This window comes from Nostoc paludosum FACHB-159 (assembly GCF_014698835.1).
Taxonomy (GTDB): Bacteria; Cyanobacteriota; Cyanobacteriia; order Cyanobacteriales; family Nostocaceae; genus Nostoc; species Nostoc paludosum.
Genome location: NZ_JACJTU010000018.1, coordinates 98,604 through 122,845 on the forward strand (window position 1 = coordinate 98,604; position 24,242 = coordinate 122,845).

The 24,242-nt window shown below is 39.6% G+C and carries 19 protein-coding genes and 1 pseudogene; 6 read left to right on the top strand and 14 right to left on the bottom strand.

Annotated features, from left to right (window positions below):
- Positions 1-703: 703 nt before the first annotated feature.
- Entirely contained in the window at positions 704-2,932 is a 2,229-nt protein-coding gene (locus tag H6H03_RS19410) for a hypothetical protein (protein ID WP_190956727.1), read from the top strand.
- A 12-nt stretch (positions 2,933-2,944) separates the two neighbouring features.
- Positions 2,945-5,239, top strand: a complete 2,295-nt coding sequence (locus H6H03_RS19415; RefSeq protein WP_190956728.1) for a COG1470 family protein — start codon at positions 2,945-2,947, stop codon at positions 5,237-5,239.
- Positions 5,240-5,272: 33 nt separating this feature from the next.
- Here the strand turns inward: H6H03_RS19415 and H6H03_RS19420 are convergent, their stop codons facing one another.
- Positions 5,273-6,097: a class I SAM-dependent methyltransferase gene (locus H6H03_RS19420; RefSeq protein WP_190956729.1), complete on the bottom strand. Its 825-nt coding sequence runs from the start codon at positions 6,095-6,097 to the stop codon at positions 5,273-5,275.
- 36 nt (positions 6,098-6,133) lie between these two features.
- Complete coding sequence (locus H6H03_RS19425) at positions 6,134-7,336, bottom strand: FtsW/RodA/SpoVE family cell cycle protein (protein WP_190956730.1); 1,203 nt, start codon at positions 7,334-7,336, stop codon at positions 6,134-6,136.
- Positions 7,337-7,480: 144 nt separating this feature from the next.
- Here H6H03_RS19425 and H6H03_RS19430 point away from each other — a divergent pair, with 144 nt between their 5' ends.
- Positions 7,481-7,675 (top strand): hypothetical protein, encoded by a 195-nt coding sequence (locus H6H03_RS19430; protein WP_190956731.1) that lies wholly within the window; start codon positions 7,481-7,483, stop codon positions 7,673-7,675.
- Here the strand turns inward: H6H03_RS19430 and H6H03_RS19435 are convergent.
- The 4 genes from H6H03_RS19435 to H6H03_RS19450 all read right to left on the bottom strand — a co-directional run bounded on the left by H6H03_RS19435 (position 7,634) and on the right by H6H03_RS19450 (position 11,378).
- Positions 7,634-9,115 carry a sensor histidine kinase gene (locus H6H03_RS19435; RefSeq protein WP_190956732.1) on the bottom strand — a complete coding sequence of 494 codons (1,482 nt, stop codon included), beginning with the start codon at positions 9,113-9,115 and terminating at the stop codon, positions 7,634-7,636. The two genes, H6H03_RS19430 and H6H03_RS19435, sit on opposite strands and share 42 nt — an antisense overlap.
- 18 nt (positions 9,116-9,133) lie before the next feature.
- Positions 9,134-9,685, bottom strand: a complete 552-nt coding sequence (locus tag H6H03_RS19440) for a heme NO-binding domain-containing protein (protein ID WP_190956733.1) — start codon at positions 9,683-9,685, stop codon at positions 9,134-9,136.
- Between the two features lie 197 nt (positions 9,686-9,882).
- Complete coding sequence (locus H6H03_RS19445) at positions 9,883-10,611, bottom strand: TenA family transcriptional regulator (RefSeq protein ID WP_190956734.1); 729 nt, start codon at positions 10,609-10,611, stop codon at positions 9,883-9,885.
- Entirely contained in the window at positions 10,608-11,378 is a 771-nt protein-coding gene (locus H6H03_RS19450) for a class I SAM-dependent methyltransferase (RefSeq protein WP_190956735.1), read from the bottom strand. Before H6H03_RS19450 ends, H6H03_RS19445 begins: the two co-directional genes overlap by 4 nt.
- A gap of 409 nt (positions 11,379-11,787) precedes the next feature.
- On the opposite strand from H6H03_RS19450, the gene H6H03_RS19455 reads away from it, so the two are divergent.
- Entirely contained in the window at positions 11,788-12,903 is a 1,116-nt protein-coding gene (locus tag H6H03_RS19455) for a hypothetical protein (RefSeq protein ID WP_242057919.1), read from the top strand.
- A 222-nt stretch (positions 12,904-13,125) separates the two neighbouring features.
- Here H6H03_RS19455 and H6H03_RS19460 read toward each other — a convergent pair whose 3' ends face one another.
- The 4 genes and pseudogenes from H6H03_RS19460 to H6H03_RS19475 all read right to left on the bottom strand — a co-directional run.
- The gene (locus tag H6H03_RS19460) at positions 13,126-13,332 is read right to left on the bottom strand and encodes a phycobilisome linker polypeptide (protein ID WP_073640732.1); all 207 of its coding nucleotides are present in this window, start codon (positions 13,330-13,332) and stop codon (positions 13,126-13,128) included.
- Positions 13,333-13,558: 226 nt separating this feature from the next.
- Positions 13,559-14,047, bottom strand: coding sequence for an allophycocyanin subunit beta (gene apcB / locus H6H03_RS19465; protein WP_096538187.1), 489 nt, complete (start codon positions 14,045-14,047; stop codon positions 13,559-13,561).
- 65 nt (positions 14,048-14,112) lie between these two features.
- Complete coding sequence (apcA, locus tag H6H03_RS19470; RefSeq protein ID WP_096538189.1) at positions 14,113-14,598, bottom strand: allophycocyanin subunit alpha; 486 nt, start codon at positions 14,596-14,598, stop codon at positions 14,113-14,115.
- 451 nt (positions 14,599-15,049) lie between these two features.
- Positions 15,050-18,352, bottom strand: a pseudogene (locus H6H03_RS19475) (phycobilisome rod-core linker polypeptide); the annotation flags it as partial.
- Positions 18,353-18,853: 501 nt separating this feature from the next.
- Here H6H03_RS19475 and H6H03_RS19480 point away from each other — a divergent pair.
- Both H6H03_RS19480 and H6H03_RS19485 read left to right on the top strand, forming a co-directional pair.
- Complete coding sequence (locus tag H6H03_RS19480) at positions 18,854-19,384, top strand: hypothetical protein (RefSeq protein WP_190956737.1); 531 nt, start codon at positions 18,854-18,856, stop codon at positions 19,382-19,384.
- Positions 19,385-19,463: 79 nt separating this feature from the next.
- Positions 19,464-20,006, top strand: a complete 543-nt coding sequence (locus H6H03_RS19485; RefSeq protein WP_190956738.1) for a hypothetical protein — start codon at positions 19,464-19,466, stop codon at positions 20,004-20,006.
- Here H6H03_RS19485 and H6H03_RS19490 read toward each other — a convergent pair whose 3' ends face one another.
- The 4 genes from H6H03_RS19490 to H6H03_RS19505 all read right to left on the bottom strand — a co-directional run bounded on the left by H6H03_RS19490 (position 20,007) and on the right by H6H03_RS19505 (position 24,050).
- Positions 20,007-20,741 (bottom strand): 2-phosphosulfolactate phosphatase, encoded by a 735-nt coding sequence (locus H6H03_RS19490; RefSeq protein ID WP_190956739.1) that lies wholly within the window; start codon positions 20,739-20,741, stop codon positions 20,007-20,009.
- Positions 20,742-20,831: 90 nt separating this feature from the next.
- Entirely contained in the window at positions 20,832-21,359 is a 528-nt protein-coding gene (locus H6H03_RS19495) for a hypothetical protein (protein WP_190956740.1), read from the bottom strand.
- The gene (locus H6H03_RS19500) at positions 21,356-22,924 is read right to left on the bottom strand and encodes an LlaJI family restriction endonuclease (RefSeq protein WP_190956741.1); all 1,569 of its coding nucleotides are present in this window, start codon (positions 22,922-22,924) and stop codon (positions 21,356-21,358) included. The genes H6H03_RS19495 and H6H03_RS19500 overlap by 4 nt, the downstream gene beginning before the upstream one ends.
- A 52-nt stretch (positions 22,925-22,976) precedes the next feature.
- Positions 22,977-24,050 carry a restriction endonuclease gene (locus tag H6H03_RS19505; protein ID WP_242057920.1) on the bottom strand — a complete coding sequence of 358 codons (1,074 nt, stop codon included), beginning with the start codon at positions 24,048-24,050 and terminating at the stop codon, positions 22,977-22,979.
- Positions 24,051-24,242 lie beyond the last annotated feature (192 nt).

Genomic DNA, 24,242 nt, shown 5'->3' on the forward strand with positions numbered 1-24,242 from the left:
ACCGTTCATATCATTAGACTTCTTGCATAAATAATTTTTTGTCTCACGCAAAGGCGCAAAGACGCAAAGAAGAAGTCGAAAATAAGGACTTTTGCAAGAGGTCTATTTAGTAAGTTGGTGCTTTAAAAATCAGTAAACCTATGTAATTTTACTAGAGTAACTGAATCATATTTATCATTGATATCAAAAACCAGACTTTTTGAGGTTTTATCTTGTAAACCTCGTTTTTTGCCAAACGTCTGGTTTTTTTAGTTTGTGGAAAATAATCCTAAACCGCATCTACTTTGAAATTCCTAGTTTTTCCCAATCGGATTTTATTCCCAAATCCTGCACTCTTCCCTGTTCGCTGTTGCCTATTACCTTTTAAAAACCTCCAGTTATCAACTTGGAAGAGGTTTAAATATTAATTATTTAGGACTTACGCAAAAACTTTCTGAAACTCTTATTCCTCCGTGCCCTCTGCGTTCTCTGTGGTTCGATTTTCCGTGACCTGTGCGTAAGTCCTGTTATTAATAAATATAGTGCTTAATATTTGTTTGCCAAAATGATATCTATCAATTGATAGATTTATCCCAAAATATATTTTAATATATAAACTGCAATAATTCAGTCAAAAAGACTTATGGTGATGTTTTCGCAAATATTAATTTTATAATACTGGCGATCGTAGAGAATATAAATAAATATTATAAATAATCAAAATATGGAAAAAAATGGTATCAGTGCTAGCCTTTCAACTGAAAACCTAACCTTTCGTCCAGGTGATACTCCTGCGTCGTTTGAGGTAACTGTCAATAATGACAGCGATAGCTTTGTAAATTTTCAGATAGAAATTACCGCAGCCGGAGAAACTCGCAACCCAGGATATCGCTGGTATGGGCTGCAACCAGAAGTGGCAGCAGCTAAACCACCGGGCAGTAGTACAGTATTCCAAGTCTTGATTTTCAATACGCCGATAGTCGGATTTGTCGGCACTGTTAACCTGATGGTGAAGATTTTTTCACCACAATTAGCACAACAATGCAGACTTGTGTTGCGCCTAAAAATTGAGCGAGACAATAGACCAACACATTTAAGTTTAGAATTACCCGTGCGAGAGTTCCAAGTTTATCCTCGCAATTCTGTAGATATACCATTACGGGTGCGGAATTTAAGTCAACAACCAACAAATGTGGTGCTACGTTTTACAGGTGTCGATCCGTCTTGGGTGACTAACAGTGCAGAACGACGATTAGCTGTAGAACCCGGTGGTTTAGCAGAAGTCACATTCCAATGCCAACCTCCTTCTGTCGTTCAAGCGGCCAGTCAAAACTATCCTTTTGTCATTGAAGCTGTTAGCAATAATGGTTACCCAACTAGTATTCAAGGCAATATTGAAGTTTTACCTGTGGGTTTTGTAGAATTTAGCGTCACACAAAAACAGCTAAAAATTCCCAATAAATCAGCATGGTTACCTGACTGGAAATCTAATACAGCCGCTTTTGAATTGCTATTTAAAAATGCTAGTAATTTAAATCAGCAACTCGATGTGCAAGTTCAGGGTAGAGACGAACGAAAATGTAGTTTTAAGAAGCTGCCTGAAATCGCCAATTTAAATTTAGGAGAAACAACTAAAGTTATTCTGGATGTCAAAACAAAACGTCCTTGGGTAGGAATAGGCAAAACTTTGTTGTTGGAGGCCAAATCGGAGTTATCCGACCAACGTTTAGGTAGTACAGACCCCGCCACCCAAACATTAGAAGTGCGGGTTTTGCCGATTATACCTCTGTGGTTACAATTAGCAGCGATCGCATTACTAGCAGCACTGATAGCATGGATCGTACAGCCAAGGGGTGTCATGCATACGCGTTCTGTAAATTCAGTGCGTTTCAGTGGTATTGGTTTGTCTGTTGTCAGTGGTTCAGATGATTGCACATTGAGACTTTGGAGCATCGGCGCCGAACGCTTAGACCCCGATGACAGAGTAACATATACTGGGCAACCTGTAGCTTGCGATAAAGCGCAACAGCCCAAAGGTCTAATGGCTATTACCGATGACGCCGTAGAAGTCTTACGCTTTATGCCATTAGAAAATAACCGTGTTGCCGTTGGTTTAGATAATGGTGTAATTGAACTCAGGGATGTACCCTCAGGTGCTAAGATTAGCCAACTTCAAGATTTTAAAGATCCAAAAGCAAAAGGCGATCGCGTTTTTGATTTAGCTTTCACTCCCAATTCTCTTAATTTATTTAGTGGTTATGGCAGTGGTAAAGTGAGATTATGGTCAAGACCAGCGTCCAATACTGATTTTCTGCCAGAACCGCAAGCGATCGACGTACAAAGTACATTAAAACTATCAGGTTTCCAAGTCCGCGCCTTAACTCTCAGTCCAGATGCCACAACTGTTGTAATTGCTGGAAACTTTAAGCGCTTCATATTATGGCAGTGGAATCAAAATCGAACTAATAAACAATTTCCAGATTTATCAGTGCAAAATCTGGAAAAATTCGATGAAAGAGTCGGGCGCGAAGACTATATTTGGGCACTAGCTTTTGTGCCTAATTCAGCAGAAAAAATTCTCGCAACCTCTGATTCTGCGGGATACATTACGATTTGGAATTTAAATCGCTGCCAAATTTTGAAAAATCCCCAAGTGCAAGTAAATGAACTCAATTGCCAACCACTAGACCGCTGGTCAGCCTCGAAAACATCTGTGCGTAGTCTGGCATTTAGTGAAGATGGTAATCTGCTAGTAAGTGGTGGCGATGATGGACGAGTAATTGTTTGGTATCTCACCCCAGAACATCTACTCGATAAAACAAAAGCAGCAGAAGGTCAAACAATTTATCAAACCTCTAAAAAAATCAATAGTATCGACTTGAAAACTAATCAAGGAACCATGATTGTGAGTGGCAGTGAAGATTTTCAGGTCAAACTACACCGCATCAAATAAGGGAGTCGAAACATGCAAGCTAGATTCAACCCAATACAAGTTTATATTAACCCACCCGATATTCAATTTGGGATGCCAGGAGATACCGTTGTTCTCTATGTAATTGTGAGCAATCAGGGAGATAGAAGTGCGGTTATTGACTTATATTTTGTTTTTGATGAGGGATTTCAAAATTTAACAGGGTGGTCTAGTTCTCCTAGAGAAAGCTTAGCATTAGATCCCCAACAAAATAGCGACGAAGTAGTATTTGAATTTCAAATTAACCCTGATGCTTTCGTAGGAACATACGACTATACTCTAGTTGTAGACTCTCCTCTTCATTATCCCCAAGATACTCCTCTAAGCTTCCCAAATAAAATTAAGGTTCTACAAAAAGAACAGACTGCAATTCGGCTCAACGACCCGACATTTTTCATTAGACCTAACACCAACCCCAACAAGCAATTAATTTTCAATTTTAGTGAACCTTTGCAAGTTGAGGTAATAGTTGACAATCGTTCTGCTCGTGTAGACCGTTTTCGCTTGACTTGCCCAGATTTAGACGATGACTGGTTCACAATTAATTATCCCGCAACTGGATTCGAGGGACAAGGGTTAGTATCTGACGTAACCGCACTCGAACTCAACCCTGGTACTCAAGGTCAAATCTTGTTGAAATTTCATCCACCTGTGGATACCCTAGCCGGAAATTATTCTCCAACAATTCGCTTGTATTCGGAAAACTCTCCAGACTTAGTACTACTGGATTTGGTATACATCCAAATTCCCACAAATTATCGCCTAGATATAGAACTTAATACTATTTTGGGACAAGTCAGCCGTAGCCTTGGAAAGTATGAATTATCACTAGCTAACCGGGGTAATATTGTCCGCGAACTGATATTGAGCTTAAATAATCGAGACGAAGAAGAACTGTATACTTACAGTTTTGAGCCTACTGAGGTGAGATTATTACCTAGTAGAAGTGCGATCGCCAATTTAACGGTCAAACCTCGACCTTGGTGGCGGCGACCGTGGTTTGGTGCAGGGCTAGCTGTCAACTTTCAAGTTAATATTAAAGACCAACAAAGTTTACCTTTACCTAATACATTCCCTCAAGGAACATTGGTTTGGAAATCTCGTCCTTGGTGGCAATTTCTCCTGTTGCTTTTAGGAATTCTGGGCTTATTGGGAGGAATCGGCTTTATTATTTGGCGAATGTTAAATCCCGAACCTTTGAGGTTGGAATCTTTCGATCCAGCTAACTCTCGAATTACTGAAGGCGATGAGGTAGCCTTGAATTGGAAAATTCAACAATATAAACAGTTGCAAAAGTTGACGATCGTAACCAAAGGTTCACAACCCATTGAACCTATTACTTATGATTTTAGCAATGGTATTCCTGAACCACTAGGAAAAGGAGCCGCCGATCGAATACCTCCTTGTCAGGTGCAAGAAAAACAAGAACTCATTTGTAGCAATGTGAAAACTGGAGTGAAGGACAAAGGTAGTTATACTTTTGAATTACAAGCTTTTTATCGTAATAATATACAATTATTCTCTCAAAAAGAGCAAGTAGCAAGCAAAACAACTCAAGTAGAAATAGCTGAAAAACCCATTGCTCAAGTGATTAACTTTCAAGCAGATAAAACACAATATGTAAAAGGTCAAAATATTCTTTTAAGCTGGAGGATTGACCGTCCTTTACTGCTGGGACAAATTCAAATCATCGGCAGTGCAGATGATGGTACATCATATAGCGAACCAATTACTTATAAATTTAATCAAGGAAATATTGCCGATCCGAAACTGCAAAAACTTTGCACGCAACAAAATCAACAACTGCAATGTGCAAATATTCCTCTATTAGCATATAAAGCCGGAAAATTTGCCTTTGAAATCAAAGCTTTTCCTAATAATGGAAGTCAAAAAACTGATTCTAAAAAGACTGACTCTAAAATCGAGATATTACCAAAACCATTTAAGATAATCTCTTTCACAATCAACGGTAGCGAACAACCAAATCTAGAACTCAACGAAGGAACAACTGCTACTCTGCGTTGGAGAGTAGAAGGAGAAAAAGAAAATATTCAGGTTAAACTTCAGCCCTATGGCGACGTTGAACTAAGCGGCTCAAAACAGCTTATAGTTAATCGAGCCTTTCCAACTCAAATCATCCTGCAAGTTAATGATATATCTGGTAACCAGAAACCCCAGGAGAGAGGATTTGCAATCCAATTCATTCCAAAACCACAGCCTACTCCCATACCTCCCATTAACCCGATTCCACCTAATCTCCCGCCTAGCAACCCCTTTAAGAGTCCTTGACTTCAGCGGTAATCGTACAAAAAATTTGATAGTTTATACTTTTTGAGCTACGTGAAAAGCAGAGATATATGAAAGTTGCAAACTCCCTCCAAAATTATCTTCGATGCGATGCCTCAATGCTGAAAATAAAGACTCCTTGCTATGTGGATCTAATTTTATGTATGCCGAGTAAGTGTTTAAAAGTGTTAAATATTCATCAATAGTGTAGTTTACTTGTGATATAATTTGTCCGGATTTTATATCTTTAAATTGCCCCGAATTAATGGCCATGTTTCCTAATTCTCTCAAGATATATTCTTGAGTTGCTTGGTCTTCATAGCGATCGAGAGATGGAGTATGTAATTGATAGATTTCGGATAAATTTTGGTATACTTCGTAGCTAGGTTGAAGTTCTTTGTTCCACAATAAAATCAAATAGCCACTTTCTTTTAGAGCATTTGCGGCTTTGGAATATCCCACCTCCGGCGATATCCAATGAAAAGAACTCGCTGCTAAAACGGCATCAAATTCAAGTGGTTTAAGTTCCCACTCTTCAAAGGATGTGTTTTCAATCTTGACATTGGAATAGGGTTGACAATTGTATTGAGCCAGCTGAAAAAAATCTGGGTTGGGTTCCAAGCAAATCGTTGAGCAACCCAATTTAGCAAATGCTACCGTTGCAGTTCCGGGGCCGCAACCCAATTCTAGAATTTTTGATTCAGTAGAAAGTTGAGCAACTTCCACAACTTGCTCCATCAAAGCCTGAGGATAGCGAGGTCTTGCCTGATTATAAGCTTGTGCAGCCGGAGAATACCAATTTTTGCGTTGTTCGAGGTCTCTGCTAGAGTAGCTGATTATTGTTTGTTTTAAGTCTTTCATTTTCTTAAAAACCTTAAGCTGTTGCCTTTTGCTAGCTCAATTCCTGGTTTTATGAAATGTTCGGCGTCTTTGCCCATTTGACAACAGTGGTTTTCGCAACGGTACTACTTCGGCTTCGCTACTTTCGCGTGCTACCCGAATCAGCAACCCAACAGCTATCAAGCTGGCAATCATGGAATTACCGCCGTAACTAAACAACGGTAAGGGTAACCCAGTAGTTGGGAGAGAACCCGTAGCAACACCAATGTGCAGCAATGATTGTCCTACCATCAAAATCGTCGCACCGATCGCCACCAATCGATGCACTGAATTTTTCGCCTTCAACGCTACGACTAATCCCAGAGTCGCAAATATAGCTAAAAGTACCAAAAGCACTATACTACCAACAAAACCAAACTCTTCAGCGAACACAGCAAAAATAAAATCGGTGTCCTGAATTGGTAAATAAAATAGCTTTTGCTGGGAAAGCCCAAATCCGGCTCCCCAAGTTCTACCAGAACCAACAGCTAGTAGACTCTGCACTAACTGGTAACCATCTCCTGTGGCATCCGCCCAAGGATTGAGGAAGGACATCACCCGCTTACGCTGATATTCTTTGATACTAATACTCAGTACTGCCAGCATCACTCCACCGATCGCTGTGCCTCCCAAATACTTGTAAGGTAACCCAGCTGCTAAGGCAATTAGCCAAATAGTCATACCACAAAGTGCTGTTGTACTTAAATTAGGCTGAGCAAGAATTCCTAAAAGTACTAGAGCAAAAATAACCAGCCAACCGCAGCGAACCCGCCAACTAATTCGTTCCCAATTACCAAAAAGCCGCGCACTTTGCAGCACTAGAAAGGGTTTAATCAATTCTGATGGTTGAATGGGAATTGGCCCGATCGCTATCCAACGCGCTGCATCAAAAGCCTTTTTTCCCAACCCTGGGATCAGCGTTACAAAAATTAACGTCAAAAACACCATTAAAAACCAATGGGATTGTCCCAAAATTTTCTGCAATGGTGAGTTAACAATAGTATTGAATCCGAATAAGGCAACTAAGACCCAAAGTAGCTGTCGTTTAAAGTAGTACAATCCATCATCATGACGCGCATCCGCGACGGGATAGGATGCTGAAAATAGCATAATCAAGCCGACGAACAGCCAAATGAATGTTAGCCAGCGCAACAACCGCGCTTCTAATGCCCAGTTGGAGACGGAATGATCGAAAATTGGAATCAGGTGGCGTAGATTCACGATCGCTATAGGTGAAAAGTTAGGAATTAAAAGTTAGGAATAAAACTCATAAATCATAACTCATAACTCAGTAATCTGATGCACCGTTTTCACAATACTATGAGTGTAAGTTGCTACATATACTCAAGACTTAGCAATCAGTAATTGCCAGCTGTTTTTATCTGGCGATCGCTAACTCCTGCTCAAGCCAACGCTATCAACGCACCACCTGTAGCAATTGGCATCCAGAAGCATAATTTATCGATTTTGGATAAAATTCAAATATATGTGAAAAATAATTGGATGTTAAAAATAGGTTTAGTAGCTAGGCATCAAGCCTGTATTACTTCTGAATTCTGAATTTTGAATTCTGAATTCTGAGTGAAGTGCTTGCTTTTTCACCGATAGAGGAATTTCAATCCAAAACTCAGTTCCTTGCCCTGGTTCTGATATACATTTGAGTGTTCCTCCATGTTTTTCAACCACAATTTGATAGCTAATTGATAAACCCAATCCTGTACCTTTTCCAACAGGCTTAGTTGTGAAAAATGGGTCGAATAGTCGTTCTTTAACTGCTTCTCCTATCCCTGAGCCATTATCAGCGATTCGGATCACACAGTTCGTTTCAATTACTTCTGTAGTAATTGTAATTATACTAGGATGAGTATGAATTTCTGCAATTCCTCGTTTACTATTATGCTGATCGAGAGCATCGACGGCATTACTAATAATATTCATGAATACTTGATTTAGTTGACCGGGGTAGCAATCTACTAAAGGCAATTTGCCGTAATTTTTAACTATTTTGATACCAGGATGATCGACGCTGCTCTTGAAGCGATTTTGTAGAATCAGTAAAGTACTGTCCAATCCTTGGTGAATATCAACACTTTTCTTCTCCGCTTCATCAAGGCGCGAGAAATTCCTCAGAGACAACACAATTTCTGATATTCTTTCGGCTCCTAATTCCATTGAATCGAGGATTTTGGGCAAATCTTCTAGTAAAAAATCTAATTCAATTTTCTCAATATATTTTTGAATTTCTGGGGTGGGATTGGCATAAAATTGCTGATAAAGATGCACCAGCTTCACCAAAGATTCTGTATAATCTTTTACAAATTTTAAATTGCCGTAAATAAAGTTAACAGGATTATTAATTTCGTGAGCAACTCCCGCAACTAATTGCCCTAAACTAGACATTTTCTCAGCTTGAACTAATTGAGCTTGAGTTTGCTGGAGTTCCTTGAGAGAGTTTTCCAATTTTTTAGCTTGAGCCTCAGCAATTTCCGCGAGATTTTCTTTGATTTGTAGGGCACTCCGTAGTTGCGTTCTTTGTTGTTTCAGTTCACCTGTTAACTTTTTAGCATCAGCTAAAGCAGTATTCTGCGCTTGTAACAAAAACAAGAAATCAACAATTGGGTCGTGAATTGCAAAGTCTTTAAGCTTGATACCCAAAGGAGCAAGACTAGTTGTATCTGTAATCCAGGGAGAACCTAAAAAAAATATCACCTCCTGCTCTGGGTGATACATCATCTGACCTTTGAGCTGCATCCGATTGTGGAGAAATTCTAAGATAAACAGGGCACGAGACTGTTTACTAATAGCATCAAAATCGACCAAAATTTTTGGACGATTGATTTGGAAATGCTGCTCAATCAATTTACCAACTAGTGGTTCTGGACTAATACGTTCTAAAACATCGCCAGCTTGTACAATTTTGCGATCGCGATTAAATACCAAATGGAAAGGAAAAGCTTTCGCCAGTAATTCTGGTGAAAGCGTAAGGTAAGGAGGAGCCATATTCGTGCTGTCCTGCGGTCAATTTGGTTTGTAAATCACTAAAAATTCATCGTGTTCACTACCTTCATCTCGACTCTGGGTTTGGGTAATATGAACCTGTGTATCAAACCTAGTTCCCAATCCCTTGACTAAACCAATAATCATCGGCGTCAGCCCTTCTCTATCAGAGCGATAGTGTAAGTTGAGAGAATTTTCCTCCATATCAGTACACTCAAATGATGGAGGCTGGAGTTTGGGAAAGCTAACTCCTACACGAGCATGAAGATTGTCGAGATTTTCTAAAAACTCAGGTAGTGTATCTCCACTCATATCCATCATTTCGCCATAGCCTTCTTCGGCTGTGTACTGAACCCAGAATTCCCCAAAGGCTTGCATAATTTCTCTAGGAGATAAACCCAGAACGCAACTAGCAGCTTCTACTAACCTGTGGGTAATGTCATCAGGATAAGCTTCCATACTGATGAAAACATCTACGTCCACCTCTGCTTTGTGCTTAATTACTTTCCACGTTTCTTCGCTAAAGCGACTGCACACCATGTCTTGAATCGCCTTGTTCACTAATCCATACATGGAAGTCTCCTCTTGCTACACCTAATTTTGCTTCGTGAATTTGACCGAGACTAAAATGACGATATTTCCTGTAGTTAAACCTTAAAATGTCTGATTACAGTTTTAAAAACCCAAAAAACCAGTAAAACTGTTCGTATTTTAATACTACAATATAGCGGAGTTACAACCGTATTTACACGCTTTCCTTTTACCTACATTTATGCACTTGCAAGCAGCAATGAATTAGGAGACAAGCTATATTTAGATATTTGACGCTGAATTCCATTAAAAAATAGAACTCTCGCATCCATAGCTTCTACAATTGCTTGCTTAATCTTGATATCGTCTTCAATCATTCCAATTTGAGCTTCAATCACCGCTGCTAGCTTCGCCGCGTGACTGTCATCGATATTAATATGAACTTCAAAAAAGATCAGTGATTCTTTAGGTAAAGGAGCAGCACCGACAATTCCTTTATATAGTTGTGTGTACAACGAGCTAACAATCCCTTCGGAAGCATAACAGACAGCGCCTAGCGCAGCTAAATAGCCATACTTGTGAGGTATTTGTAAGTAAGTATCAATCAACGCGCGAGTTTCAGGTGCAGTAGGTAATGCTGCTAAAGTTTCGTCGTGGATACCAAGTGCGCGGGTAAATTGACGAAACAGTTCTGGGTGGGACTTACTTACATCTCCTTGCCCCATTTCGTCAAACAAGTTTTCCAAGATGACTAACTGAGTACTTTCATCTTGGCAGCAAGATAAAATGCTAGCCAGGATACGATTAAATTCTTTCGAGAATTTGTACATCTGAACAGCTAGTATCTGTACATCTGGTAGAAATAAATTTCCAGTACGACACTGCATTAGAAACTCATGGTTCCATAAAGGATGATTATCAGTTATTTTCTGAAAAGAATTTTTAGCTAAAGAAAGTGTTTGTGTCATCGTGATACTTGTAGGGCTAGGTGGAGGGGTTGGTCAAGTAAGGGGCTAAAAAATGATTCATCTAGTGCGATATGTTCTGGAGTCACACGTAATTCCTGTAGGATTGGCATCGTATTGAAGCCAGCAATTTTAAGGGCATTAAAATAATCCTCAAGAGTTTTGTGAATCAATTGCACATTTAGCCAGGAACCGTCTCGTTTCCAAATACGGCCAGGAAACTGTTGATCTCGCTTGCTGAAGTAGCCTTTACCCTCAACTTGAAAATAAAATGGATATCCTGGCTCCCGCATATATGGAAAGGATGGATGGGGAACGCTGAATACAAATCGACCGCCGGGACGAAGAACGCGTGCAACTTCTGTCATGCATTCTTCGGTTTGAGCAATTGTTAAATAATTAAATAGAAAAACTGCAACAACTAAGTCAATTTCATCATCATTAAATTGCTTGAGGTTGGTAGCACATCCTACTTGATAGCTAATGCCCAAAGCATCCTCTACTTCTTGCAAAATTGCTGCTTCAATCATGCTTTGAGAAAGGTCTATTCCATGTACTTGTGCAGATCCACGCCGGCGTAATTCTCGGCTGCAATAACCTTCTCCACAACCTATATCCAGTACTCGCAACCCACTAACAGGCTCACAAAGCCCTAATACAAAAGGGCGTGCTGTAAAGTCTGATAAAGAAATAGGTTCTCCTCTAATCCACTCTGATGCTGTGCGATTATATAAGTTCCTAGTTGAGTTTTTATGATTCAATGTTGACATTTTAAACTATTTATTTATATTTGATTTATGTTTCGCTTGAGAAATCCCAAAGTAACAGTATTCAATACCGACGATATATATCTTTTAGCATTTAAATATATAAACAGTAACGTTGGTTTTACCTATTTTTATCTGTGGCTTTTGCTGGATTTTAAATTGGATAATTTCAAGCTTTAGGGAAATTAAATATAACTTACTTCGTAATTTCTTCAAAAAAACAAGTTTTAAATTATTGGACTTCATGAATTTTTGATATTTTAATTTTAAATATACTTTATATTTCAGTAATTTTATTATTTCAAATTTTAGTTTATCTCTGCTTTATTAAAACAGTAAAAATGTGCTTTTTTAATCAAGATAAATAGCAGAACTAAAACAGTATATTTGACGAAGTATCAGTCAGATAATCTTGTTAATTTATAATAACCAGGCTCGTTTTGACAACGAACTAGCTTTGGATACATCAATTTATTTAGCTAATTTAGAAGAACTTTGCGGAGAAATGATGTTAACAAAACTGGCAGTAGAATCACCAGCGTCTAGCTTAGAACATGAGCGTGCGATGTCTACGACGGACTACGCCTACGCATTTTCTGAGCTTGGCGATCGCCTCTTTGATGAACTGGCTGATAAAATGGCTACGAAACGCCAGTATCGACTGCTGTTTGAACACACATTAAAGCCTGAGCTATTCCAGCAAATCCGAGTTGCTGCTGCCAGTTACATCTCAGCTTGTCTGAATAGTCCCATCATTCTTTCAGAAGCTGAAATGCTTGAACGGCTACTGGAAGCAAGAAATACTTTGCCGAACTACACCGGCACTGGTCTTTTAATGCCTAAGCGAGAACACACTCTAGCATTTAACCTCTTTCAAAAGAGCGTAGCTGAGGCTTTTTATCAACTAGGAGCAAATGATTTAATCGATGCAGTAGATTTACCAGTAAATCTCCGTATGGTCTACGGCAAAACAGACGCAACGAAGTTGGGTTTGCCCTTTGCTAGCTCGAAGTGCCATAGCGATGTTTGGGCAGGCGTTCCAGCTGATGCTACTGTAGTAGTTCTACCACTGTTTGGCGACATCGATAATATAACCATCGAAGCAGGTGAAATGCCCCGCGAAATGGAACTAGAGGCTATGCAGGTAATGTCAGACTTCGATGAAGGTCGAGATATTCCAATGGTTGTTTCCTACACAGAAGCACAATTACAACACGGTACGATGTACTTTAATGATGCTCGTGGATTACACCAAACGGTAAGACGAAAGAACGAAGGTCTGAGAATTTCAGTAGATTTTCGCTTCCGCAGGAAATTCAACGAAGCTTACCGAGCAATGATACCACCTAGTATTGCTGGTATTGAAGAAGATATGAGCGTGCCCTATGAAGACTGGCTGAAAGTTGGCAATGAAACGCTGATTGTATTTGATGAGACTGTTGAACAGGCTAAAAATAGGCAGAATATTGGCGCTCCAGTTCCGCTTTACACTCGCGGGTATCGCCTGGTAAATATGTTTAACTTTTAATTTGAAGAATACGAACAACAAAAAATAAAGAGGTCTGTATTAGACCTCTTTCTCAATTTTGATAGAAGTTGATAATCCTTGTAATAATCTAGGTTCAGTGCAATCATGACAACACGTATTTTCTTAGCAATAGCAGATTTGTTGTAGTATAAATCCTTAACAAAAAAGAGGTCGAAAATGACCTCCTACCAATTCCCCAAAAAAATGTTCTGTCTACAGCAATTACGACAAACCAGTATTAGCACCTTGTTTACCAGTTGCTAGTTCTACTTTGATGATTGTGCCGCCTGCTTTTTGAATGCGTTGCTGTTCGCGGAACCAGTTCTCATAGGGAACTAGCTTAGTGAAGTAGGTGTTTTGCAGTTCGCGTTGGGTACGAATTCGGGTTTGGCTGGGAACTAGAGCAGTAATCTTAAACAAACGGGCCATGTTCTGAAAATCTCCTGTATTGTTTGTGGAAACTTTTTTATCTCTAAATCTTGAGTGCAAATCTTTAAATTATTTATTCCAAGGCTGGAAATCAAACATCAATACTAGACCACCAACACTCATCACTGATAATTGACCAAGATAAGCAATATAACGTCCTAGCACTCACGGTTGATTTCCAGACCTTAATAAAGCCGCACCTAAATTCTTAAGCGCAAACCAGCTCTTAGCTTAAGCCAGAGGAGATATAGTCTAAGTAAACGCCCATTTCTTTACCGGCGTCAGAACCTACCAAACTAGCGGTTACTTCCTTGATTGCTTGGATAGCTTGCACGGTAGCACCAACAGGTACACCCAAGGAGTTATAGGTTTCCTTCAAGCCATTGAGTACGCGCTCATCTAGGATGGAAGGATCGCCAGCCAACATAGCGTAGGTGGCATAGCGGAGGTAGTAGTCTAAGTCACGAATACAAGCTGCATAGCGACGGGTGGTGTACATGTTGCCACCGGGACGGGTGATGTCAGAGTACAGCAAAGATTTTGCTACAGCTTCTTTGACAATGGTAGCAGCGTTGGCACTGATGGTGCTAGCAGCACGTACCCGCAGTTCGCCAGTAGAGAAATAGCCTTTTAGCTTCTCTAAAGCAGCAGAGTCGAGGTATTTACCTTGAACGTCTGCGGAGTTAATGACAGCGGTAATTGCGTCTTGAGCCATGTTGTTAATTCCTTATTTCCAACCGTATTGCAATACTTCTGTTTCAGCAGCTAAATAGCTTCAGCCTACAGTAGGGCGCCAACTAGATAGTCGAAGTAGCCACCAGCTTCAGCAGCATCTTCACTAGATAGCAGTGTAGCAGCGCCATTCTTCAAACCACGGATACCTTCAGCAACACCATCAATAGGAGTTCCTAAGGATTTGTAGAGTTCGCGGGCACCGATAACACCAATTTCTTCGATGGGGGTAACATCACCAGCAACGATACCGTAGGTAACGAGGCGGAGGTAGTAATCTAGGTCACGCAGACAAGTAGCTGTCAATTCTTGACCGTAAGCGTTACCACCAGGAGACACAACATCAGGACGCTTTTGGAACAGTTGGTCGCCAGCTTGCTTAACTAGCCGTTCGCGATTTTCTGTCAAAACTTGAGCAATCCGCAGACGGCGCTCACCAGCTGCTACAAAGGATTTGATCCGATCTAACTCACCGGGGCTGAGATAGCGGGCTTCTGCGTCAGCATTCACGATCGCTTTCGTGACGATACTCATTAATGGATTCCTCCAATACGAATGAAACCAGGATTTGATTAAACTGGTGCGACTTTGATTTGGTTAACTGAGTTTATTTTCTCATTGTTTTAGACACAACAGTTTTATAACTGCTACGGCTAATAAATTACGAGTTTGCCTGAGTCAACATAAGTACACAAGCTTCTAAACTCAGCTACCTTCCGCAAAACATTTTCCGGCATTCTGTTGAGCATTTATGACTGCTCTTAACACTTTGTAATATTACTTTTCAGATTTACTCTTCTAGCTGCAATCTGAGAGCAGTATTACGAAAGGTTGCGAACGGTATTAGGGACTGGGGATTGGGTACTGGGTAGTGGGCATTGGGAAGAGTATGGGGGGACAAAGGGAAGGCTTTTGTTAAGTTGTCCCTCTGTCTCCTTGTCTTCCTAGTCCCCAGTCACCAGCCCCCATTCCTTACTCCCTATTCAGCCGCCTGCACGCTGCCAAGGTAGTTACCTGCTGGCACCGATGGAAAGCGGTTGTAAGGCACAACATCTTCACCAAAGTAGCGGCTATATTCTAGGCTTTCGACTATTGCTTCTACAGCCGCTGACAAACCGCTATCATCTAGCAGTTTGTTGTACTGGCGAATTTCTTCTTGAGTCGCGGGTGCGCGTCCCAATAGATGACGGAAGAGGAACTCAATCACCTTGGCGCGGGGATAAGGTAAAAAGAAGCGCTGGCGATAGATTTCGGAACTAGCCAGTTGGCGCACAAACTCGCGGACAGAAATTTCACCATTCTGGAGTTTGCTATCTAGGTCACTCAAGCGGAAATTATCGGGCACTTTACCGCTATGGATATCCAATACTTGAGAGTAAATGGCGTTAACTGCCTGTTGTCTTTCTGCTAAGCTCGTACTTTCTGTCAAACGGTAAATACGTGCATGTTTACGCACGCCCAGTTCTACGGTTTGCCCGCTACCATTGCTGTAAGAACGACCCAGTTCTGCATAGGAGGGCTGGCTCGCCTTTTGGCTTGTGATATCTGCGATCGCCTGGGCTAAAAGCGGCGTATCGCTAGATCCGGGACGGGGTTGCACGGGCTTAAAGCTCGGTACAACTACGTCGTCATTTTGCTTGGTTAGCTGGTTGTAAAGCTTCTCGGTATTCGGGAAGTTTGCCGCTGGTAGGGTCGGGAAGCGACGGTAAGGTACAGTATCTTCACCGAAGACCTCGTTATATTCCACACTATTGACCAAAGCAGCGATAAAGGCACGAATACCTTGAGTAGCTAAAATTTGGTTATATTTGCGGATTTCTGCTTGGTCTAGTGGCGCACGTCCGAGGAAGTGTTTGGTTCCCAACTCAATTACTTTGGTGTTGGGGTACGGTGTGTAGAATTCTTTCAGGTAGAGATTTGAGTAACCCAAACCTTCAATAAATTCTTTCACACTGATTTCGCCGTTACCCAGCTTGCTTTCCCATGCAGAAAATTCATTTTTGGCAATGTAGGGTGCAATATCGCGTTCAAAAATCTGACGATAGGCAGCGCTAATCAAAGTTTTCACTGCAACTTTGTCACCGGTATTCGCCACCAACTTGAAGATTTTGGTTTGTTCGCGCTGTTTGCTAACACCTTGGTTAATGCGGAACTGAATATCTGGTTCTGTCCGTTTTTCACTAACAGTACCCAGTGTCACAAAGCTCGGTGTTTCTTCCTTCTGGACTTTCGGGGTAATATCTTCACGAATAGTACCAACGCGCAGTTGCCGCCCTGATACACCAGCAGGAGTCAGATATCGTTCGTAAGGAACTGTATCTTCACCAAATGCTTCGCTGTATTCTACGCTGTTAATGATGGCGTCAACCACCGCGTAAAAGCCCTGCTTAGCGGCGATATCAAAGTACTTGTTGATTTCTTGACGACCGTAGGTTGGACGACCCAACAAACGACGGTGAATGTACTCGATCGCTTTACAAACATACAGCGATGACCAGTACAAATTGCGGAATACATCTGATTTGGCCAAAGCACGGACAAACTCCCGGACGGAAATGTCACCGTTTTCCAGCTTGATTTCCAATACCTTTTGCCGCTGACCTTCGTAAACATCACGACCGAAAACTTGTAGGTAAGCAGCTCTAATCACTGCTTGGGTAGAGCTTTCGGAAAATCTGATGCTAGAACCTTTAGGAGCCTTTTTACCAATAGTTCCAGGCAATTGATCTAACTTGAACACCTTGGGTCCAAGGCTACCAGGAGCTTCACCCCGTGCCAAAGGATTGCTATTTTGGTTATTAATCCCTGGCCCTTGGTGAATCAGGATGCGCTTGGTATCCTTGCCAAAAGGAGCCGGACTGGTGCTGGGGTTACGGGTTTCTTTCGGGAAAATCGCCCCAAACTGAATTTCTAAGGGGTCGTTACCAGAACCGTAAGGATGTTGATCTGGTAGCGGTTGCTCGTAAGCCGCGAATGTAGTAATGAACTGAGGTATCTTGCGGAAAGGCGCACTGTAGTTAAACAGATCTTGTTGCGGCCCCCAGTTGCGACATTCTTGGGCTTCTTGACCCAGACCCCGGAGGTAGGGTACTGTCTCTTCACCAAAATAATCGCCGTATTCCGCAGAATCTACTAAGGCATCCACTAAGGCAGCTAGGCCACCGTTAGAAATAATCGAGAAATATTTTTGTACTTCTTCGCGGCTACTTGGTCCCCGTCCCAAAATGTGACGGAAAGCTAGTTCGATGACTCGGCTGTTAATAAAAGGCTGGTAAAACTGTTTTTGGTAAAGAGGAGATTTAGCTAAACGGCGAACAAACTCCTTCATGGAGATGTCGCCATTTTTCACTTTGGATTCTAAGTCAGAAATAGACAAGCTGTAAGCACGGGTAATGTCGCGCTCAAAGATTTGCCGATAGGCTGCTTTGACTACCTCATTTTTTTCGGTAGCTGACAACCCAGGTTTCATCACAAACTTGGGACGCCGTTCTGCCGCATTAAAATAAATTTGTGGCAGTTGCAAGCCTTGTTGGTCGCTAGAAGGACGTTGGCGCAGTTTATTAGAAGGTGTGGCTCCTTTGAATTCTGTAAGCAAAACATCCATGTACTGAGACACAATTTCTGTAGCCTCAGGATCTTTACGGAAAAAGGAAAGTGACCCGGCTTTAATTTCTTGCAAAGCCACTATTGTCGCTTCACCAGAGCAGGCATTTTCAATTATTTCCCGTAAACCGCGTGTATTGACTGCGATGATGTTGGGGTCGCCAGCAACGATCGCATAAGTAGCATAGCGTAAGAACCAGGATAAATCCCGCAAGCTCTTGGCCATGTTGCTCGGGCCATAACGAGCAATGTTAATTGGTCTAAAACCTGGAGGTGTTGGGCCGCTGGGGGATGAGTTAAAGATTGAGCGTAAATTTTCTAGGAATCCACCACGACTTTCAACGTAGGTTATTGTTCCCAGTTGCATCCCTTGTTGAACATCACCACTAGCAGCACCAGCAGTTACTAGTTCAGGTTCTCTGGGCTTTTCTAAAAAAGCCATTGGCGAACCACCGACAAAAATCCGGTTGGCAGCTCGAGATACGATGATCTCAGAATTTTCCGTGAGCGTCTGGGCAATTTCTAGACGCTTTGCACCAGATGCAAAATAGCTTGCCAGTTCATTTAGTTCACCAGTACCCAAAAAGCGGTCTTGCTGCTCCGCTTGGGTAATTGTAGCTACAGCTAGGGTTTGATATAGTTGCGGACGCGCAACTGAGCTTCCACCACTTGCCTTAACACTCATCGGATTTGTAAAACTCCCATCATAATCATTTATGTGTTAAGTCTGGGTCGCTTTGAGGCTTGACACATTGGTGCGTCTATGCTTATGAGCCTAAGAGTACTGCCTGCAAAACTGCCAGTAAATTAACCCAGTTAGCTTTTAGATTAAAACGTTTTGGGTTCTCAAGTCGGGTTTATTAAGAAGTATGTAGAATATGTAGCTTTAATGCATCAAATCCCAAATAGATCCTCTTGTTTGTCTGAGACAAAATTAAGTTTTGTAACTAAGTGAAACAACTATTTGTCCTTTGCCCTATGGCTAATCACGAATAAGCAGCCCTAAATGTGTAACAGTTTAGTATCTAGCTTAGAGTAACATCAGTGGACAGTGGTTATTAGTCAGTGCTAAGTTGTTTTTGCTACTGTTAACTGAATATTCATAAATAACGCCGTTCTGGAAATAAGTCTGCAATTTCTAATAATTCAGCTTTAGCTATCAGGATTCTTCGTTGATATAATACTTATGTCTAAAAGTTTTAAATTTAACTGTTTGTTCAGTATTACTACGTCTGCCATAGCACTTATACTCGCTGTCACTCCTGCAAACGCGCTTCCAGGTCAAAATATCAACACCGTTGTCAAGTGGGCAAAAACGAGACCTCAACTACCCACATTGAGATACAACAGCGAAGCCCACGGTTATGACGGTACAAAGGGAAAACTGTACTTTTACGCCGATGTTACTGCTGAAAATGGGACAGTAACCAAAGAAGGAATCACTGTTAGTGGTAGCGATCGCCTCAAATTCACCACAAAAAATGCCAATGCAGTTAAATTGTTACAAAATATTTATAATTCTCAGATTGCGAATGACTTCCAGAAGTCTCGCTACGTTATCAAAGTTGGTCGCGACCTCTATTATCGCGGGCAAAAATTTGCTTACATCACTGCTGAGGTGCAAGGTGGGTCGTCATTGCAGATAATTCCTGCGAGCAACTTACAAGAATTTATCGACAATGCAAAATATTGTCAAACCAATCAATGTGACCTTTGACCGTGTAGAGACGTTGCAATGCAACGTCTCATATGGATTTATATCTTTAGATTAAAACTGTCGTAGTAAAAAAATATTTATGAACAAAAGTAATAAATTTAACTTGTTGCACTTTGCTGCTTTGTCAACCTTAGCAATAACATTTACCGTTGCTCCCGCTAATGCCTTACCAGGACAAAATATTAACACTGTCTTGAACTGGCTAAAAACGAAACCTCAGCTACCAACCCTAAAATATGGTCACGAAACTCTAAGTTATTACGGTACTAAGGGTAACTTGAGTTTTTATGTGACTGTTCCTCAAAAGATAGTTACTCAAGAGAGTATATCTGTAAATGGTGACTCCAAGCTCCAATTCACCAAGAAAAATGTCAAAGCAGTGAAATTGCTTCAAGACATTTATGGTTCTAATATTGCTAATGACTTCAAGAATTCTCGCTACGTCACTAAAATTAGTCACGAACACTTTTATCGCGGGCAAAAGTTTGCTTACACCGCTTCTGATTTTGAGGCTACAGCTGATGCGCCTAGTATCTCAGGATTTCAAATCATTCTCTTGAATAACTTGCAACAAAACATAGATAGTGCAAAATATTGTCAAACTAATGAATGTGACGTTTAATTAACTCTGTAACCTGGAATTTATATAAGCATTATCAGTCAATAAAGGTACGCAATCACTAACATTAAAAGCAGCCGCCAGTTCAACATCTGGTTCAAAACCTTTTTCTATCAACTCTTTACCAGAACTGCATTTTTTCAAATATCCTACTAAATCCTGCTGGAAAGCTTTAAATGCTGCTATAGCTGCTTCGGCTTCTGGGGATAAACTGCCACGTAAATAGCTAAGAATTGCCCCAGCACCAATCAAATCTTCAAATGCAGGTCGGAGGCTACCATCATCTTTCCATCTCTCACCAGCAGGAATCACAGCAATTTTATCACCATACTTTTGAGCATACTGGGCTACAGCTTGGCAATTTCGCAAACAGCCAGCCAAAGTTGGTGTCTTTCCAGTATGTAATGTCAGAAAAGAACCATTAGGTGAAGGCAAAACTAACCTAGTTCCGAGTGGAATCTCTTCTAGTGACTTTGGAGAAAGAGAATATCCAGTTGTTGTCCAACGTTGTCTATGACTCGCCAATTCTGCTTGTAGTGACTTTGCATAATCTATAACTGATTCGTCTTTATATGCGTAGGGAAAAATAATCGCACCATTGTTCGTGGCAATTTCTACACAAGTAGAAAAAGAGAGAACATCAACTATTACCACTACATCGCTGATAGAAGCAAGTTGAAAAACTCCTTGTGCGCCCCACTCGCAGCGTAAATTAAACTCTGATTGGTCGTAAATCATTTAATTTCTGTATTCTTTAGTTCTTTGTAAGATAAATCTATTCTCCATTTCTCAATCAATTCTTTAATAAAGCCTTATTTAGACGTAATTTCAAAATGTGCGTATTTCTTTAACAACATCTAATATTTCTTGAAGTGTAAAGTAAATATAATAAAATATTGGAAACCCATTAATTTCTATAGTACCGTATTTGCGATGTTGACGGCCTTTGATATCGTTATAAGACAGTGATTTAGGTTTAGGTTCATGACCACGATAATCGGGAGAAAGATATGCTAGCTTAATGGGAGTGCATCTTTCATCAAAAGTGATGCTCCATTTAATTTTTAATTTTAATTTATTATCAGGTTCGCGTTCCAAATCATTGAAAAAATTCTCATAAAAATAGCTTATTTCAATTTTATTAAAATCTTTGTCTGTAATCATTTGTGAATAAGATAATTGAGCTTTATTAATACATGGAGAGATTTTTTTAAAAAAATCATCTACTTGCTGAGATATGTAATTTTCTATAGCTATTTTTTGCTCTTCTTTAGGAAATGATATAAAAGGTACATAAATACTTTTAATAGCTGTATTTTCTGAGCAATTTTTAATTATATTTAAGTCAGAGTTCATAAATTATTTTCTAAGTAAATATTTTGTATAAAAGAAAAATTCGCCCTAAATATTTTTATACCTTTTATATTTATATCTTCTTCCAATTCTCCCAAAAGATGAGATGGCCTTCCATCATAGTAATAAGGAATAAAAAATAAGTTTGCAGAAATATTATGTGTTTGTTGTAGAGCATATTCATATGTAAGTTGCTTAACTAAATCATCTTTATATTTCTTGGCTGATTTTGGATCGAGTTTTTTATTTCTATAAAATTCTAGCGGTACATCTTTGTAATCAATTATTTTAATTTTATTTTCATCTACATTATTATCTCCTGTTATATTATTGCTTTCTAGAATTAAATCAGGACGTAGAAAACGGCGTAAAGCTGAACTTCTATCTCGTTTTTCAAGCTGATTATATCTAGGGTGCGAGTAGACAAATGTTCGCTCATTTAAATCAAATTCGATGCAAAGCAGTTCATCCCATTCAAGCTTTTCTACAACTTTACCTAAATTTTTGGATATGTTTGAGGTTTTGGAGTAAACCCATTGATTACCATATAGATTTCCGGTATTGGCTTTGCGGTTTCCGACTCGATTTTTCTCTTCTCCTTCTCTTTCTAAGTTCTCATATCCTTTCAGAGGTATATCCGTATCTGCATAACAAATTTTGTCACGGTGTTCTTTAAAAAAATATGTATTGCACATATCTTCCCAAATAAGGGAAAAACCATGCACTCCCCAGAATTCACCATCACCTTGATCGGGATTTAACTCCCCATAGAGGAATGTTTCAATAGCTTCGTAAAGTCCCCAATAGTCACCATCCTTATAATAAGTATTTTTATCTATATTATCTAGCGCTTCTTTAAGAACGCTAATAGTCTCTTCAAAGGTATCCTCGCCAAAAATAGATTGGTTGCTAGTTAAATAATCCTCCTTAAAATGTTGGGCAAGAAAGTGTATATCTTGAGTACGTACTTTAATGTTATCTGGTACATCACTATTTAACTGTTCTATAATCTCATCTAGAATATAGCAATACAGATTTACAAGGTCAGTGCTTTCATAGCGTACCATCGAACGTGGTAAATCCATCCATTCAACATAGATTACATCGTCATTTAGATAAATAGCACGATCTAAATATTTGTCAATTTTAGAATAGTCGATTTCTTCACTATGTCTAACTTTCTTTTGAATTGAGTTTATTGCTAAGTCATCGTAGGCTTCCAGAACTCGCTCAATCATTTTAATCTTACTGTATAGTATACAACTATCTCCTTCCTCTGTTTGTATTTTTACCCCACCAGATGAAAGAGTAGTCTGATCTTGATCTTGCTGAAAATCAGGTTTATTTATATTGAATCGATTAGTGTTTAAATTTTCTCGTTCAAATTTGCGAAAGGTGCGATACATTTTAAAAAACAAATTTCGTACTGCATCGAAGTCACCGACTGGAAAATTATCAAAACCATTTGGAAGACAAAAATCAAAATTATCTCCAAATTGAGACTTGCGAATACCAATAAAAAACTCGTTAGAATTTCTGACTAAATTTAGGCGAGAAAAGTCAAACATTATGTGTACAAGATAAAATTTAATATTTCAATTTTAGACTTTCAAACTACAATTATTTACTAAGGTTCATGATATTAGTAATGAGAATATTATGTAGTTTAATAAAATCTCCAAAAGTTACGAGATTGTTTTTTGTAACATTTAGAAGCTTTATGAGTGGTTCTTTATCACGATGAAAAACGCTATCCCACAAGAAGAACATTAGTTTATTTTGTATTTGTTCAGCAGTTACAGGCTGTTTGATGAAGTAATACCCAATTTGCTTGTCTTCAATTCCCCTAATTAAAGTATGATAACTTTTGATAAAGTTGTTAAGATTTGTAATTAATTTTATCCATTCATGTTCGTCTAACTCTCCTTCTTTTCCATATGTAGCTTTAGCAGGCTTGCTATTATCCCAGTTTACAAACTCCCAATCCCAACGACGCTTAAAGGCACTGTCCATGAAATAAATGGAGTTATCAGAAGTGTTCATAGTAGCAAGGATAGACAAGTTTGGAGGAATCCTAATAGTCCTACTTTCTAAATCAATTCTTAGAAATTTGATTTTTTCTTCAAAATTTTTGAGTGTGACAGCATTAAAAGGATGCAATTCATATTTTTCTATTTTTCCATCCTTTTCGTATAGTTCAACTTTCATTAACTCTAAAAGACTTCTAAATTCAAGTTCTGTTATATTAATTCCATAACTTGACCAGCCGTTTTCATCTCTATCTAATAATTGAAAAACTGTTCCAAAGATGCCAGATGAATTACCCCGGTTAATTTCATCTATAACTAAAGCCACATTTTTGGGTTCAGAAATTTGAACTCCATTTTTGTCATGGGCATCAACTATATTTTTATAAGCTCTGGATAGTGCTTTTAAAAAGTGCCCTTCATAGTATTTATACTCTACCCTTTCTTTTCTAGTTATCGGTACTAATTTACCCATAAAATCTCCGTAGGTATATTCTGGGTGGAAAACTGTTTTGATAATGTTTTCAGGATTAGTGGATTCAAGTATACCTAAGTAATTAGGAATAATTTCGTAAACAATTCTGTGGCTTTTGCCGGTTCCAGGGCTACCGAAGAAGATTCTCTGCATGTGTTTATTCATTATTGGTGAGATTTGATGAGCAAACATTTGTTAATGTCAAATGTAAAATTTATACAACAAACCAGTTTAACTCAACTTCCTGAAAACGGATGGTAAGTATATGGACAAAAATATTTACAGTCACTTGCGAGCTAAGAGAAGCAATCGCAAAGGCTGGGATTGCTTCGTTTCGCCTCGCTCTATTCGCGATGACATCGTGTAATTGATTCTGTCTGACTA